Origin of the sequence: Achromobacter denitrificans NBRC 15125 (genome assembly GCF_001571365.1) — a bacterium.
Lineage (GTDB): Bacteria > Pseudomonadota > Gammaproteobacteria > Burkholderiales > Burkholderiaceae_B > Achromobacter > Achromobacter denitrificans.
The window spans coordinates 57,677-73,455 of sequence record NZ_BCTQ01000018.1 but is presented as its reverse complement, the minus strand read 5'-3'; the positions used below and the strand labels follow the sequence as shown (position 1 = coordinate 73,455).

14 protein-coding genes are annotated in these 15,779 nt (G+C 65.2%); 5 read left to right on the top strand and 9 right to left on the bottom strand.

Annotated elements, in window-relative coordinates; all coding sequences use genetic code 11:
* Positions 1-21 precede the first annotated feature (21 nt).
* The 7 genes from hscB to uvrB form a co-directional block, all read right to left on the bottom strand.
* Positions 22-534 carry a Fe-S protein assembly co-chaperone HscB gene (hscB, locus tag ADE01S_RS16435; protein WP_062682798.1) on the bottom strand — a complete coding sequence of 171 codons (513 nt, stop codon included), beginning with the start codon at positions 532-534 and terminating at the stop codon, positions 22-24.
* 3 nt (positions 535-537) lie between these two features.
* A complete protein-coding gene (gene iscA, locus ADE01S_RS16430) occupies positions 538-861 on the bottom strand; it encodes an iron-sulfur cluster assembly protein IscA (protein ID WP_062682797.1) in 324 nt (107 codons plus the stop codon).
* Positions 862-863: 2 nt separating this feature from the next.
* Positions 864-1,268 carry a Fe-S cluster assembly scaffold IscU gene (gene iscU, locus ADE01S_RS16425; protein WP_062682796.1) on the bottom strand — a complete coding sequence of 135 codons (405 nt, stop codon included), beginning with the start codon at positions 1,266-1,268 and terminating at the stop codon, positions 864-866.
* Between the two features lie 33 nt (positions 1,269-1,301).
* Positions 1,302-2,513 (bottom strand): IscS subfamily cysteine desulfurase, encoded by a 1,212-nt coding sequence (locus ADE01S_RS16420; protein ID WP_062682795.1) that lies wholly within the window; start codon positions 2,511-2,513, stop codon positions 1,302-1,304.
* Positions 2,514-2,531: 18 nt separating this feature from the next.
* Positions 2,532-3,071, bottom strand: a complete 540-nt coding sequence (gene iscR, locus ADE01S_RS16415; RefSeq protein ID WP_062682794.1) for a Fe-S cluster assembly transcriptional regulator IscR — start codon at positions 3,069-3,071, stop codon at positions 2,532-2,534.
* Between the two features lie 192 nt (positions 3,072-3,263).
* A complete protein-coding gene (locus ADE01S_RS16410) occupies positions 3,264-3,755 on the bottom strand; it encodes a low molecular weight protein-tyrosine-phosphatase (protein ID WP_042794076.1) in 492 nt (163 codons plus the stop codon).
* A gap of 249 nt (positions 3,756-4,004) precedes the next feature.
* Positions 4,005-6,035: an excinuclease ABC subunit UvrB gene (uvrB, locus tag ADE01S_RS16405; protein ID WP_062682793.1), complete on the bottom strand. Its 2,031-nt coding sequence runs from the start codon at positions 6,033-6,035 to the stop codon at positions 4,005-4,007.
* Positions 6,036-6,176: 141 nt separating this feature from the next.
* Between uvrB and ADE01S_RS16400 the strand changes: the two genes are divergently transcribed.
* Entirely contained in the window at positions 6,177-7,376 is a 1,200-nt protein-coding gene (locus ADE01S_RS16400; RefSeq protein WP_062682792.1) for an amino acid aminotransferase, read from the top strand.
* A gap of 80 nt (positions 7,377-7,456) precedes the next feature.
* On the opposite strand, the gene ADE01S_RS16395 is transcribed toward ADE01S_RS16400, so the two are convergent.
* Positions 7,457-8,203, bottom strand: coding sequence for an IclR family transcriptional regulator (locus tag ADE01S_RS16395; protein ID WP_075873226.1), 747 nt, complete (start codon positions 8,201-8,203; stop codon positions 7,457-7,459).
* A 138-nt stretch (positions 8,204-8,341) separates the two neighbouring features.
* Here ADE01S_RS16395 and ADE01S_RS16390 point away from each other — a divergent pair, with 138 nt between their 5' ends.
* The 4 genes from ADE01S_RS16390 to lexA all read left to right on the top strand — a co-directional run bounded on the left by ADE01S_RS16390 (position 8,342) and on the right by lexA (position 12,955).
* Complete coding sequence (locus tag ADE01S_RS16390) at positions 8,342-9,589, top strand: thiolase family protein (RefSeq protein ID WP_062682790.1); 1,248 nt, start codon at positions 8,342-8,344, stop codon at positions 9,587-9,589.
* Between the two features lies 1 nt (position 9,590).
* Positions 9,591-11,120, top strand: coding sequence for a class I adenylate-forming enzyme family protein (locus ADE01S_RS16385; RefSeq protein WP_062682789.1), 1,530 nt, complete (start codon positions 9,591-9,593; stop codon positions 11,118-11,120).
* Entirely contained in the window at positions 11,117-12,082 is a 966-nt protein-coding gene (locus ADE01S_RS16380) for a Bug family tripartite tricarboxylate transporter substrate binding protein (protein ID WP_062682788.1), read from the top strand. The genes ADE01S_RS16385 and ADE01S_RS16380 overlap by 4 nt, the downstream gene beginning before the upstream one ends.
* A 222-nt stretch (positions 12,083-12,304) precedes the next feature.
* Positions 12,305-12,955, top strand: coding sequence for a transcriptional repressor LexA (gene lexA, locus ADE01S_RS16375; protein ID WP_062682787.1), 651 nt, complete (start codon positions 12,305-12,307; stop codon positions 12,953-12,955).
* A 143-nt stretch (positions 12,956-13,098) separates the two neighbouring features.
* Here the strand turns inward: lexA and lon are convergent, their stop codons facing one another.
* On the bottom strand, positions 13,099-15,549 hold the full coding sequence (lon, locus tag ADE01S_RS16370) for an endopeptidase La (RefSeq protein ID WP_062682786.1): 2,451 nt from the start codon (positions 15,547-15,549) through the stop codon (positions 13,099-13,101).
* Between the last annotated feature and the right edge of the window lie 230 nt (positions 15,550-15,779).

Genomic DNA, 15,779 nt, shown 5'->3' with positions numbered 1-15,779 from the left:
GGCCTCCCGGCGCGCCCTGGGCTATCCGGCGGGCTGGGCGTTGGCCAGCTCTTCCGCCAGCTTCTCCACGAACATCCATTCCCGCACCTTGAGCCCGGCCGCGGCGTAGTCCCGATCCTGGTCCAGCAAGCGGGCGAGCGTGGCGCGCATGGCGTCGCGCGCCTGCTGCAGTTCCGCTTGCAGGGCGGCCAGCGCCGCCGCGTCTCCGCGCGCATCGTCCAGCATCTCGCGCCAGGTCATCTGCTGCATCAGGAAAGCGCCGTCCATGGACGTATTGCTTTCGGTCTGCAGGTCCACGCCGGCCTGTTCGCACAGGTAGCGCGCGCGCAGCAGCGGATCGCGCAACTGACGGTAGGCCTCGTTGGCGCGCGCCGCCCATTGCATGGCGACGCGGCGCTCCGCGGGGCTGGCCGTGGCGTAGCGGTCGGGGTGAACCTGGGCGGCGACGGCGCGCCACGCGCTTTCCAGCGCCTGGGCGTCAAGGTCGAAACGTGCCGGCAGCCCGAACAGGCTGAAGTGATCGTCTCCAGCCAAGACTTACACCGTGAACGACTCGCCGCAGCCGCAGGTCGCCTTCTCGTTGGGGTTGCGGAACTTGAAGCCTTCGTTCAGGCCTTCGCGGGCGTAGTCGAGTTCGGTGCCGTCCAGGTAGGCCAGGCTTTTCGGGTCCACGAAGACCTTCACGCCGAAGCTTTCGAACACCACGTCTTCCGACGCCGCGTCGTCCACGTACTCCAGCTTGTAGGCCATGCCCGAACAGCCGGTCGTCCTAACGCCGAGCCGCAAGCCGATACCCTTTCCGCGCTTCTGCAAGTAGCGGCCGATATGGGTGGCGGCCTGTTGGGTCAGGGTAACGGACATGTTCAGCTCGCCACGGCTTCGGCCGGAACCGAATGCTTTTCTTTGTAGTTCTGCACCGCGGCCTTGATCGCGTCTTCGGCCAGGATGGAACAGTGGACCTTCACGGGCGGCAGGGCCAGTTCTTCGGCGATCTGGGTATTGCGGATCTTCATGGCTTCGTCGAGCGTCTTGCCCTTGACCCATTCCGTCACCAGCGAGCTGGAGGCGATGGCCGAACCGCAGCCGTAGGTCTTGAAGCGCGCGTCTTCGATCACGCCGGCTTCATTCACCTTGATCTGCAGCTTCATGACGTCGCCACAGGCCGGCGCGCCGACCATGCCGGTGCCCACCGATTCGTCCGACTTGTCGAACGAGCCGACGTTGCGCGGGTTTTCGTAGTGATCCAGAACTTTGGTGCTGTAAGACATGCTATTTCTCCACGGATTTCTTGGCGCGGGCGCTCAGTGCGCGGCCCACTGCACGCTATTCAAGTCGATGCCTTCCTTGGCCATTTCCCACAGCGGCGACATGTCGCGCAGCTTGCCGACGCGGCTCTTGATGAGCTCCACGGCGAAATCGACTTCCTGCTCGGTCGTAAAGCGGCCGAGCGTGAAACGGATCGAGCTGTGCGCCAGTTCGTCGTTGCGGCCCAGGGCGCGCAACACATAGGACGGCTCCAGGCTGGCCGAGGTGCAGGCCGAGCCGCTGGACACGGCCAGTTCCTTGATCGCCATGATCAGGGACTCGCCTTCGACGTAGTTGAAGCTCACGTTCAGGTTGTGCGGAACGCGCTGGTCCATGTCGCCGTTGAGGTAGACCTCTTCGATCTGCGACAGGCCGTTCCAGAGGCGGTCGCGCAGCATGCGGATGCGCTCGTTCTCGGTGCCCATTTCCTCGCGGGCCAGGCGGAAGGCCTCGCCCATGCCGACGATCTGGTGCGTGGCCAGCGTGCCCGAGCGGAAACCGCGCTCGTGGCCGCCGCCGTGCATCTGGGCTTCGATGCGGATGCGCGGCTTGCGGCGCACGTACAGCGCACCAATGCCCTTGGGGCCGTAGGTCTTGTGGGCGGAGAACGACATCAGATCGACCTTGAGCTTTTGCAGGTCGATTTCCACCTTGCCGGTCGCCTGGGCGGCGTCCACGTGGAAGATGATGCCCTTCTCGCGGCAGATCTCGCCCAGCGTTTCCACGTCCTGGATCACGCCGATTTCGTTGTTCACCATCATCACCGACACCAGCACGGTGTCGGGGCGCAGCGCGGCCTTGAAGACGTCCAGGTCGATCAGGCCGTTGTCCTTCACGTCCAGGTAGGTCACTTCGAAGCCCTGGCGCTCAAGTTCGCGACAGGTGTCCAGCACGGCCTTGTGCTCGGTTTTGACGGTAATGATGTGCTTGCCGCGCTCGGCGTAGAAGTTGGCGGCGCCCTTGATGGCCAGGTTGTCGGATTCCGTGGCGCCGGACGTCCAGACGATTTCGCGCGGGTCCGCGTTCACCAGCTTGGCGACTTCTTCGCGGGCGCGCTCGACGGCCTCTTCCGACTCCCAGCCGAACGCATGGCTGCGGGAGGCCGGGTTGCCGAAATTGTCGTACAGCCAGGGCACCATCTTCTCGACGACGCGGGGATCCACGGGCGTCGTGGCGGAATAGTCCAGATAGATCGGGCGGGTGGTCATTTCTACAACTCCTACTGCTTATACGGTGGCATTGGCGGCGACGGTCGCGGTCGGGGCGTTGGCGGCATTGGCGCCGCCCACCCTGTTCACGCGCACCGCGCAGGCCTGGGCTTGATTGTTGGCTTCCTGCAATTGGCGCACGCGCTGCTGATCCACCAGATCTTGCAGGGACACCGAATCCAGGTAATCGACCATCTTGCGATTCAGGGTTGCCCAGAGCTCGTGCGTCATGCACTTGCCGGGCTTGCCGTCATTGCCGCTCGTACAGTCCCGCTTGCCGCCGCAGCTGGTGGCGTCCAGCGGTTCGTCGACAGCGAAGATGATGTCCGCGACCGTGACGTTGCGCGCCAGCCGGGCGAGCGAATAGCCGCCGCCGGGGCCGCGCACGCTATCCACGAGTTCATGGCGACGCAGTTTCCCGAACAGCTGTTCCAGATAGGACAACGAGATATTCTGACGCTGGCTGATGGCCGCAAGAGTGACCGGGCCGCTATGCTGCCGCATAGCCAGGTCGATCATGGCAGTCACGGCGAAACGCCCTTTGGTAGTTAGCCGCATGGTAGGTTCCCTGTGATTCGGCAATGACCGCCAGCGAATCCAGCGGCCAATACCCGAGTAATTGGCTCAAGTATAGCCTATTCCCGACTAATTTGGTATGGCTCCCGGCTAGAAAAAACCGCGCATTCGCGCGGTTTTTCTGGCCAGGCACCCTCGGGAACCGCCGATCGGCAGCTCCCCCCCAACGGCGTATCAGGCTGCCTGGTACTGGGTGGCGCGCTTGCGCACCAGTTCGAGCACGCCCTGACAGGCATCTTCGAGATAGTCGAGCACTTTGCCGAAACCATCGGCGCCGCCATAGTACGGATCGGGCACGGTGGCCTCCTCGAACTCGTTGGCGAAGCGCATCAGCAGCATCAGCTTGTGCTGGTAGGCCTTGGGGCACTGCTGCTGCATGGCGGACAGATTGTCCCAGTCCATGGCGAGGATCAGGTCGAAATCGCGGAAATCCTCCGCGGTGACCTGACGCGCTTCACAGTGCGTGATCTCGTAGCCGCGCTTGCGCGCTGCGGCCTGCGCCCGGGCATCAGGCGCCTCGCCGATGTGAAACGCGTGCGTGCCCGCGGAGTCGATGCGAACCACATCGCTCAAACCCGCGTCGTTCACCAAATGGCGAAACACGCCCTCTGCGCTCGGCGAGCGACAGATATTGCCCATGCAAACGAAAAGTACCTTGGTCATCATGGAAGTAAGTGTGCGGGAAAACCCGAGATAAGGCAAGCTTTTTTTGCGTTCGCGCAATTGGCCCGATGCAAATATGTCCCCTTGAAATATCCATACATTTCAATGATTTGCATGGCATTTCGGAGATTATGCTTGAGGTTCGCATCTGGATAATCGCCCGGATTGCGACAGCGCAATTGCAGCGCAGCAGATTTCCGGGCGATTCAGCTTGGTGTCAGCATAAAGACACACCAGGAAACGGCCTTTTCCCTATACCGCGCCGTCCAGGAGGACCCGCTGCTTGAGCGCGGTCAAGGCGTCGCGCGCGGCCGCGGCCTGCTCGAATTCCAGGTTGCGGGCGTGGTCCATCATCAGCTTTTCCAGGCGCTTGATCTCGCGCGCCAGGGCCTTTTCGTCCTTCAGGAATTCGGCCGGCACCGCCGCTTCGAGGGCGTCGTGCTGCGCCGGCGCCACGATGCCGTCGATCAGCTCGCGCACGGCCTTCTGCACGCCCCGCGCCGTGATGCCGTGGTCGGCGTTGAACTGCAGTTGCTTGGCCCGGCGGCGGCTGGTTTCCTCCATGGCGCGCTGCATGGAATCGGTGATTCGGTCCGCGTACAGGATGGCATGGCCGTTCAGGTTGCGCGCCGCGCGCCCGATGGTCTGGATCAGGCTGCGCTCGGACCGCAGGAAACCTTCCTTGTCGGCGTCCAGGATCGCCACCAGGGACACCTCGGGGATGTCCAGGCCTTCGCGCAGCAGGTTGATCCCCACCAGCACGTCGAACGTGCCCAGGCGCAGGTCGCGGATGATTTCCACGCGCTCGACGGTGTCGATGTCGGAGTGCAGGTAGCGCACCCGCACCCCGTGCTCGCTCAGGAAGTCCGTCAGGTCTTCGGCCATGCGCTTGGTCAGGGTCGTGACCAGCACCCGCTCGCCCTGCCCCACGCGCGCCTTGATCTGCCCCAGCAGATCGTCCACCTGGGTGCGCGCGGGCAGCACTTCGACCAGCGGGTCGACCAGGCCGGTGGGCCGGACGACCTGCTCGACCACGTTGTCGGCATGCTCTTTCTCGTAGGCGGCCGGGGTGGCCGATACGAAGACGCACTGGCGCATCCGCGCCTCGAACTCCTCCAGCCGCAGCGGCCGGTTGTCGAGCGCCGAGGGCAGCCGGAAACCGTACTGCACCAGCGTTTCCTTGCGCGAACGGTCGCCGCGATACATGCCGCCCAACTGCCCGATGGTGACGTGGCTTTCGTCGATGAACATGAGCGCATCGGCCGGCAGGTAATCGATCAGCGTGGGCGGCGGTTCGCCCGGCGCCGCGCCCGACAGGTGGCGGGAGTAGTTTTCGATGCCCTTGCAGAAGCCCAGCTCCTGCAGCATTTCCAGGTCGAAGCGGGTGCGCTGCTCCAGCCGCTGCGCCTCGACCAGGTGGCCGTCGTCGACGAAGCGCTTGACGCGCTCGCGCAGCTCTTCCTTGATGGTTTCGATGGCGCGCAGCACGGTGTCGCGCGGGGTCACGTAGTGCGAGCCCGGATAGACCGTGAAGCGCGGCAGCTTCTGGCGGATGCGGCCGGTCAGGGGGTCGAACAGCTCCAGGCTTTCGATCTCGTCGTCGAACAGCGTCAGGCGCAGCGCCAGTTCCGGACTTTCCGCCGGGAAGATGTCTATCGTTTCGCCGCGCACCCGGAAGGTGCCGCGCGTGAAATCGGCGTCGTTGCGGGTGTACTGCATGGCCACCAGCCGCGCCAGGATCTCGCGCCGCGAGATCTGGTCGCCGGAACGCAGGATCAGCACCATGGCGTGGTAGTCGCCCGGGTTGCCGATACCGTAGATGCACGACACCGTGCCCACGATGATCGTGTCGCGGCGCTCCAGCAGGCTCTTGGTGGCCGACAGGCGCATCTGCTCGATGTGCTCGTTGATGGACGAGTCCTTCTCGATGAACAGATCGCGCGTCGGCACGTAGGCCTCGGGCTGGTAATAGTCGTAGTACGAAACGAAATACTCGACCGCGTTCTTCGGGAAGAACTCCCGCATTTCGGCGTACAGCTGGGCGGCCAGCGTTTTATTGGGGGCCAGTACCAGCGCGGGCCGCCCCAGGCGGGCGATCACGTTGGCCATGGTGTAGGTCTTGCCCGACCCCGTGACGCCCAGGAGCGTCTGGAACATCAGGCCGTCCTGCATGCCCTGGGCCAGGCCCTCGATGGCCGCGGGCTGGTCGCCCGCCGGCGGATACGGCTGGTACAGGTGAAAAGGACTTCCCGGGAAGTCGACGAATCCAGGGCCCGCCGCCATGGCCGGCGCGCCATCGCCCCCAGGTGCGGGATCTTCCGCAATCGGGTCTATTGCGCTATTAGACATGCTAGACTGTTCCAGGGTAAACCCCCCATTATCCACAGCACTCCGTACTGCGTCCACCCACCTCACCAGACTCCCATGAGCACCCTTTTCGATTCCGTCGAACTCGCGCCGCGCGACCCTATTCTTGGCCTGAACGAACAATACAACGCCGATACGCGTCCCGGTAAAGTCAATCTGGGCGTGGGCGTGTACTACGACGATCAGGGCCGCATCCCCCTGCTGGCCGCAGTCCGCAAAGCGGAAAGCGCCCGCCTTGAGGCGGCCGCCGCCCGCGGCTACCTGCCGATCGAAGGCATCGCCGGCTACAACGCCGGCGCGCAAGCCCTGCTGCTGGGCAAGGATTCCACGCTGGCCGCCGCCGGCCGCGTCCTGACCACCCAGGCCCTGGGCGGCACCGGCGCGCTGAAGATCGGCGCCGACTTCCTGCACCAGCTGCTCCCCGGCTCCAAGGTGCTGATCAGCAACCCCAGCTGGGAAAACCACCGCGCGCTGTTCGAGCGCGCCGGCTTCGAAGTCGGCACCTATGCCTATTACGACGCCGCCACCCGCGGCCTGGACTTCGACGCCATGCTGGCGGACCTGAAGGCCGCGCCGGCCAAGACGGTGGTCGTGCTGCACGCGTGCTGCCACAACCCCACCGGCGTCGACCCCACGCTCGACCAGTGGAAGCAGATCGCCGCCGTGGTCAAGGAAAACAACCTGGTCCCGTTCCTGGACATCGCCTATCAGGGTTTCGGCGACAGCCTGACGGAAGACGCCGCGGTCGTGCGCATGTTCGCCGACCTGGACCTGACCATGTTCATCAGCTCCTCGTTCTCGAAGTCGTTCTCGCTGTACGGCGAGCGCGTCGGCGCCCTGACGGTCGTGGCTGGCAGCAAGGACGAAGCCGCCCGCGTGCTGAGCCAGCTCAAGCGCGTGATCCGCACCAACTACTCCAACCCGCCCACGCACGGCGGCACGGTGGTGTCGACGGTCCTGAACTCGCCCGAACTCTTCGCCATGTGGGAAGAGGAACTGGCCGGCATGCGCGACCGCATCCGCCTGATGCGCAAGCAGCTGGTCGAGAAGATCAAGGAACACGGCGCCAAGCAGGACTTCAGCTTCGTGCTGCGCCAGCGCGGCATGTTCTCGTACTCGGGCCTGACCTCCGCGCAAGTGGATCGCCTGCGTGAAGAGCACGGCGTGTACGCCGTCTCCAGCGGCCGCATCTGCGTCGCCGCCCTGAACAGCGGCAACATCGACAAGGTGGCCGCGAGCATCGCGGCCGTGCTGTAAGCAACGGCCGCGCGCGGGCCCACAGGGGCCCGCCACCAGGAACGGGACCTTCGGGTCCCGTTTTCATTCGCGCGGCGCTCTTACTTGTCCAGGAACCGGTTCATCTCTTCGCGGATGATCTGGGCCACGGCTTCCTGGCGCTTTTGCGTCATGCGGTTGTCCAGCGCCGCGACGCTGATGCCGCCCAGCACGTCGCCTTCCTTGTTCTTCAGCGTCACGCCCACGCCGGTCACTTTGCTGACCGCGTGGCTGCCTATCACGGCGTAGCCGCGCTTGCGCGCGCGGGCGATGCGCATGCGCAGCTGCTCCAGCGTGAGCGACTTGTACTTGAGGAAGCGGGCCCTGTTGACCTTGAGGTAATGCTCCGTGACGTCGTCGTCGAAGCTCGCCAGCATGGCCAGGCCGCCCGCGCCCACGCCGATGGGCTGCCGATTGCCCACCGGAATGGCCAGCGCCTGGATCGGATAGGCGCCCACTTCCCGGCCGATGCAGAGGGTGTCCAGGTCTTGCAGGATCACCAGGAAGCTGGCGTCTTCGGTGCGGTCGGAGATACGGCGCAGCAAAGGCGCGTAGCGCACGGACAGCGAGGACTGCGCGGCCAGCGACTCCCCCAGCTTCCGGCAGTAGTCGCCCAGGTAGTACTTCTTGCTGCGCGCGTCGCGGGCCACCAGCCCCTGCGCCTGCAGTTCGCGCAACAGACGCAGCGCCGTCGGCTTTTCCAGGCCCTGCTCCTGGCAGACGTCCGTGAGCCGCAGGCCTTCTTCGTGATGGCGCTGCACGGTCTTGAGCACTCGCAGCGCCTTCTGGATGCTGGAGGATTGCGTCATATCATCGGGGCCCATCGCGGGCGGAAAAGTTTCATATGCCGGAACTTTATCCTCTTTTTCACGGGTAAGCAGGGGTTAATCCGGATCGGCCGGCCACGCAGAATAGAGCCACTCATCGACCCGCTGCCTACACCTACCATGAACGTCTACATCACCGGCATCGCCCACACTCCGCTGGGCCGCCACCCGGATCTCTCCGTCAAGCAACTGACCGAACAGGCCGTCAACAATGCGCTGGCCGACAGCGGCCATGGCCTGGAAGACATGCAGGCGGCCTGGTTCTCCAACGTGCGCCAGGGCCAGATGGAAAAACAGAATTCGATCCGCGGCCAATGCGCGCTGAACGCGATGGGGGTGAGCGGCATCCCCGTCTTCAACATCGAGAATGCCTGCGCCAGCAGCAGTTCCGGCTTGTTCAATGCCTGCCTGGCGATCGAATCGGGCATGTTCGATACGGTGCTGGTGGTCGGCGCGGAGAAGATGTTCTATCCGGACAAGAAGACGGAGATGATGAACGCCTTCTTCGGCGGCACCGACATCCATCTGCTGCGCCAGACCTGGGACTTCTTCTGCCAGCAGGAGACCGACCCCGCCATCCGCGAGCGGCTGAACTCTCCCGGCGCCTGGAATACGCAGAGCTTCTTCATGGACATTTATGCGGCGATGGCGCGCCAGCACATGCGCACCTACGGCACCACGCAACGGCAGATCGCCAGCGCGGCAGCCAAGAACCACGCGCACTCGACCATGAACCCGCTGGCCCAGTACCAGAACGACATGTCCATCGACGAGGTGCTTGCCACTCCCGAGATCGCCTGGCCGTTGACGCGCGCCATGTGCGCGCCGATTTCCGACGGCGCTTCGGCCGTCGTGCTCTCCAGCGGCCGCGCCTTGTCCGACGCGCGCCGGCAGCGGGCCATCCGGGTCGCGGGCATCGGCGCGGCCAGCACCGTGATCCGCGACATTGCCGACATGGACCGGCACTGCGTGCACCTGGCCGCCAAGCGCGCCTACGCCATGGCCGAGATCACGCCGCAGGATATCGACGTGGCCGAAGTGCACGACGCCTCCAGCTTCGCGGAACTGCTGCAGATCGAAAACCTGGGCCTTTGCGCCCGCGGCCAGGGCGGCCCCTACACCGAAAGCGGCGCGACCAGCCTCGGCGGCATCACCCCCGTCAACGTATCGGGCGGCCTGGTGTCCAAGGGGCATCCGATCGCCGCGACGGGCCTGGTGCAGATCCACGAACTCGTTACGCAACTGCGCCATGAAGCCGGCGCGCGCCAGGTCCAGGGCGCCCGCACCGCGGTGGCCGAAAACGGCGGCGGCTTCCTGCACTACGAGGACGCCGCGGCCGTGGTCACGGTGCTCAGCAACAGGCTCTAGCATGCAGCCCATCGATTTCTTCCTGCATGCCGCCATGCGGTACCCGGATCGCATCGCGGCAATCGACGCGGCCAGCGGATTCGCCCACACCTACGAAGCGTTGCGCGGCCAGGCGCTGGCGCTGGCCGCGGCGCTGCAGCGCCTGTCGGGCAAGCCTCGTCCGGTGATCGCCACGCTGGCCGGCAATTCGCACGCCATGCTGCTGGGCATCCTGGCCACCTATGCCTGCGGCGGCGTGCTGGTGCCGCTGACGCCGACCGTGGTTGAACAGGACATCGCCCGCCAGCTGGCGACGGCCGCGCCCGATATCGTGTTGCACGACGCGGCATACGAAGCGCTGCTGGTGTCCTACCAGGGCCTGCGCATCTGCAACGACGAAAGCCGCGAGTTCCAGACCGACGCGCTGGCGCGTGAATACGCGGGCCAGTCGCCCTCGCGCGGCAACCCGGATCCGGGCGAGACGACCGCCATCAAGTTCACGGGCGGATCGTCGGGCGTGCCCAAGGCGGTATTGCAGTCGCTGCGCTGTATCAACACCATGGTGGCGTCCCTGGCCATGGCCTATGGCTTCGACAGCAAGGAACGCTTCCTTCTGGCGCCGCCGATGACGCACGGCGCGGGCACGTTCGTGCTGCCGGTATTGCATGCCGGCGGCTGCCTGGTGATCGCCGGAAAGGCCACGGCCGAGCAACTGCATGCCCTGCTGGACACCTACGCGGTGACGTCCACCTGGGTGCCTCCCACGCTGCTCCAGCGGCTGGTGCAGGCGCAGCGCGCCGCGCCCCGTTCTCTGCCGGCGCTGCGCAATCTGCTGTATGGCGGCGCGCCGTGCCCTGCCCCGCTGCTGTCGCAGGCGATAGACGCGTTTGGCCCCGTGCTGGGCGTGACCTATGGCCTGACGGAAGCGCCGGTCATCATCGCGGGGATGGACGGCGCCACCGGCTCCCAACCGGAAAATCGCGGCAGCGCGGGCCGCGTCGGCCCCCTGACGCGGGTCGCGGTCGTCGGCGAAGACGGCCGTCCGACCGCCAGCCCGAACACCCTGGGCGAAATCGTCGCCGGCGGCGACCTGCTGATGTCGGGCTACCTGAACATGCCCGAGCAGACCGCGGCCGTCCTGAAAGACGGCTGGTTCCACACCGGAGACATCGGCTTCATCGACGAGCGCGGGTTCCTGTTCATCAAAGGCCGCTCCAAGGACGTCATCATTACCGGCGGCTTCAATGTCTATCCCTCCGACGTCGAGAACGCGTATGCGCGACACCCGGACATCGCCGAATGCGTGGTGTTCGGCGTCGCCGACGACTACTGGGGCGAACGCGTCGAAATGGCGGTCGTTCCAGTTCGGCCGGACTCGGTCGGCGCCCAGGCGCTGATCGATTACGGCAAGCAGCAGTTGGGGTCCGTGCGGACGCCCAAAACCATCCACATCGTGCAGTCTTTTCCAAAAAACACACTAGGCAAACTCGACAAGCGGCGAATCATCGACGACTTGCGCGACGCGAGCCAGCAGGAGGAACATCGATCATGAAATTCAAGACCTGGATTGCCGCCACGGCCGGCGCGCTGGCCATCACGCTGGGCGGCTCCGCCGCCGCGGCCTTTCCGGACCAGCCCCTTCGCTTCGTGGTCGGGTTTCCGCCGGGCGGCTCGACCGACATCGTCGCGCGCGTCCTGGCCGAGGGCCTCTCGCGCGAACTGGGCCAGCCCGTGGTGGTCGAGAACAAGGCGGGCGCGGGCGGCACCATCGGCGCCTCGACCGTCGCGCACGCCAAGCCGGACGGCTACACCATCTTCCTGGGCACCGTCGCCACCAACGTGATCAACCCCTTGCTGCGCAAGGAACTGAATTTCGACCCGATCAAGGGCTTCACCATGATCGGCGAGGTCGGCTTCTACACCAATCTGGTGCTGGTCAACGCCGATTCGAAATACCGCGACCTGGGCGCGCTGATCGCCGACGCGAAACAACGGCAGCTGTCCTACTCCAGCCCCGGGGCCGGCACGTCGCCGCACATGACCGGCGAGTACTTCAAGATCCTGACCGGCTCGAAAATGCAGCACATCCCCTTCTCGGGCAGCGGCCCGGCGTTGACCGCGCTGATGGGCAGCCACGTCGACCTCGGGTTCGACAACCTGCCCGCCGCCCTGAGCCTGGTGCAAGCGGGCAAGGTGCGGGCGCTGGCCATCACCAGCACGACGCGCATCAAGGAACTGCCCGACGTGCCCACCGCCGAGGAACTGGGCGTGAAGAACATGAGCGTGGACGCCTGGGTCAGCGTAATGGGCCCGGCCGGCATTCCGGCCGACCGGCTGTCGGTGCTGAGCTCCGCCCTGCTGAAAACGCTGGCCCAGCCCGACATCGTCCGCAAGCTCGAAGACAAGGCCATCACGATCAAGGCCACCCGTCCGGAGGAATTGCAAGACTACATCGAATCCGAGACCCGCAAGTGGCGCGGCGTCATCGAGACGGCCGGCATCAAGCCGGAATAACGCGCGGCGCATCGCCCGGGCCGCGCCATGACGCCGCAACGGCACGGCCGTCCGGCGGCCACGCTTGGCCGCCGGCGCGGGGCGCGCCCCGCCTGAAGCGCGCCGGCCGGCCGCCGTTACCTCCACCTCGACGCGGCTGGCCCCGCAAGCTTGCTTTTTTGCGCTGCGTCCCCCAGAATGGCGCTGGATATATGTACAGTCCGTTAGCACCGGATCATCGCCATGGCCAGCAAACTCACCGATCGCCAACAACAAATCCTGGATCTCATCAGGCAGACCGTCGCGCGCACCGGGTTTCCGCCCACTCGCGCCGAGATCGCGCAGGCCCTGGGGTTCCGGTCGCCCAACGCGGCGGAAGATCACCTCAAGGCCCTGGCCCGCAAGGGCGCCATCGAGCTCACGGCCGGCGCCTCCCGCGGCATCCGCCTGAAGGACGCCGCCCCGGCGCCCACGCAGGCCTCGCTGCCGCTGCCCGCCCTGGCGCAGCTGCTGCTGCCGCTGGTGGGCCGGGTGGCCGCCGGCAGCCCCATCCTGGCCGCCGAGCACGTCGAACGCGAAGTCGGCGTGGACCCCAACCTCTTCGCCCAGGCGCCCGATTACCTGCTGAAGGTGCGCGGCATGAGCATGCGCGATGCCGGCATCCTGGAAGGCGACCTGCTGGCCGTGAAGAAGGCCTCCGAAGCGCGCAACGGCCAGATCGTGGTGGCCCGCCTGGGCGACGACGTCACCGTCAAGCGCCTGCAGCGCCAGAACGGCCACATCGAGCTGCTGCCCGAAAACCCTGATTTCCAGACCATCGTGGTCGGCGCCGACCAGGACTTCGCGCTGGAAGGCATCGCCGTCGGCCTGATCCGCACCCACGCGCTGCACTGACGCGGCGCTGCCGCGCTAGCCGGGGCCTGCCCCGGCATTTGCCCCCAAACGAAAAAAACCGCCAATCGCTGGCGGTTTTTTTGTGCAGCCGAGAAGGCTGCCGGCCACCGGGCGCTCTATTCGGAGACGCCCGGCCTGGCCTGTCAGTGCTTGAGCACCGGATCGGTCGAGCCCGGCTCGGCCGGCTTGGCCACCAGGGGTTCCTTGACCGCCTCTTCCTCGGCCAGCGGCTCCGGCAGGCGTTCCAGGGCCAGTTCCAGCACCTTGTCGATCCAGCGCACCGGCACGATCTCAAGATGGTTCTTGACGTTGTCCGGGATCTCCGCCAAGTCCTTGACGTTTTCTTCCGGGATCAAGACCGTCTTGATGCCGCCGCGATGGGCCGCCAGCAGCTTTTCCTTCAGGCCGCCGATGGGCAGCACTTCGCCGCGCAGCGTGATCTCGCCGGTCATGGCGACGTCGGCGCGCACCGGGATGCGCGACAGGGCCGACACCATGGCCGTGGTGATCGCGATACCCGCGGACGGACCGTCCTTGGGCGTCGCGCCTTCCGGCACGTGCACGTGCATGTCGTGCTTCTCGAAGACGCTGTCGGCGAAGCCCAGGCGGCGGGCGCGCGAGCGCACCACCGTGCGGGCCGCTTCGACCGATTCCTTCATCACGTCGCCCAGCGACCCCGTGCGTTGGATCACGCCCTTGCCGGGCATGTCCGCCACTTCGATGGTCAGCAGGTCGCCGCCGACTTCCGTCCAGGCCAGGCCGGTCACCTGGCCGATCTGGTTTTCCTTCTCTGCCATGCCGAAGGCATAGCGGCGCACGCCCAGGAAGTCGCTCAGGTTGTCGCCCGTCACGTTGACCGGCTTGACCTCGGCGGTCTTGCCTTCGGCCTTGGCGCGGTCGCTCTGGGTCAGCAGCTGCTTGATCACCTTGCGGCAGATCTTGCCCACTTCGCGTTCAAGCGCGCGCACACCGGCTTCGCGGGTGTAGTAGCGCACGATGTCGCGCAGCGCGCTGTCGTCGACGGTCAGCTCGGTATCCTTCACGCCGTTGTTCTTCATCAGCTTGGGCAGCAGATGGTCGCGGGCGATGTGGATCTTTTCTTCCTCGGTATAGCCGGACAGGCGGATCACTTCCATCCGGTCCAGCAGGGCCGGCGGAATGTTCAGCGTGTTGCTGGTCGCCACGAACATGACGTCGGACAGGTCGAAATCGACTTCGATGTAGTGGTCCTGGAACGTGTGGTTCTGTTCCGGATCCAGTACTTCGAGCAGCGCCGACGAGGGATCGCCACGGAAATCCATGCCCAGCTTGTCGATTTCATCGAGCAGGAACAGGGGATTGCGCACGCCGACCTTCGACATGTTCTGGACGATCTTGCCGGGCATGGAGCCGATGTAGGTGCGGCGATGACCGCGGATCTCGGCTTCGTCGCGCACGCCGCCCAGCGCCATGCGCACGAACTTGCGGTTCGTGGCCTTGGCGATCGACTGGCCGAGCGAGGTCTTGCCCACGCCCGGAGGGCCTACCAGGCACAGGATCGGCGCCTTCACCTTGTCCACGCGCTGTTGCACGGCAAGGTATTCCAGGATCCGTTCCTTGACCTTTTCCAGACCGTAGTGGTCGTTGTCCAGCACCGTTTCGGCGTTGCTGATGGAATTGTTGATCTTGCTCTTTCTCTTCCAGGGAAGATTGATGAGCGTATCGATGTAGTTGCGCACCACGGTGGCTTCGGCCGACATGGGCGACATGAGCTTGAGCTTCTTGAGCTCGGCATCGGCCTTCTTGCGCGCTTCCTTGGGCATGTGCGCGGCGATGATCTTCTTTTCGAGCTCTTCAATGTCCGCGCCCTCTTCGCCTTCGCCGAGCTCCTTCTGAATGGCCTTGACCTGCTCATTCAGGTAGTAGTCGCGCTGGCTCTTCTCCATCTGCTTCTTCACGCGGCCGCGAATCCGCTTCTCGACCTGGAGGATGTCGATTTCGGTTTCGAGTTGCGTGAGCAGGCCTTCGAGGCGTTCGGAGGTGCCGACGATTTCGAGCATCTTCTGCTTCTGCTCAAGCTTCAGCGGAAGATGCGCGGCGATCGTATCGGCCAGGCGCCCGGCATCGTCGATGCCGGCCAGCGAGGTCAGGATCTCCGGGGGGATCTTCTTGTTCAGCTTTACGTACTGCTCGAACTGGGCGACGATCGCGCGGCGCAGGGCCTCGGTCTCGGAGCCTTGCATGGCGTCCGGTTCGATCGGGGTCACTTGGCAGGTGAAGTGCGAATCGGCGTCTTCGATGCTGTTGATGCGGGCGCGCTGGGTACCCTCGACCAGCACCTTGACGGTGCCGTCGGGCAGCTTGAGCATCTGCAGGATACCGGCGACGCAGCCGATCTCGTAGACGTCTTCGGGAGTGGGATCATCCTTGCCGGCGGATTTCTGGGCCACCAACATGATGCTTTTGCCCGCTTCCATCGCAACCTCAAGCGCGCGGATGGAGCGCGGGCGGCCGACGAACAGCGGGATGACCATGTGCGGGAACACCACGACATCGCGCAGTGGGAGCAGGGGCAGGTCGATCGGGTCGGAAGGCAGGGTCTGGCTGGCAGACATAGGAGGTTCCTCGGTATGACTCGGCGTATCGGGGACAGGTGGCCCGGGTATACCCGGACCAGCCACGTCAGTTACGTCTGTTATGGGAACAATAGCCGAAAATTCAAGATCTCGGCGCCTCGATAGCCCAAAGGCTAAAAAAAACCCCGGGCGGCACCTTCAGTATGCAAGGGTCGAGAGCGCGAGAAAAGCGTGTTTCCACCCAGGAAGGGCCCTGAGGCAAAAAAACC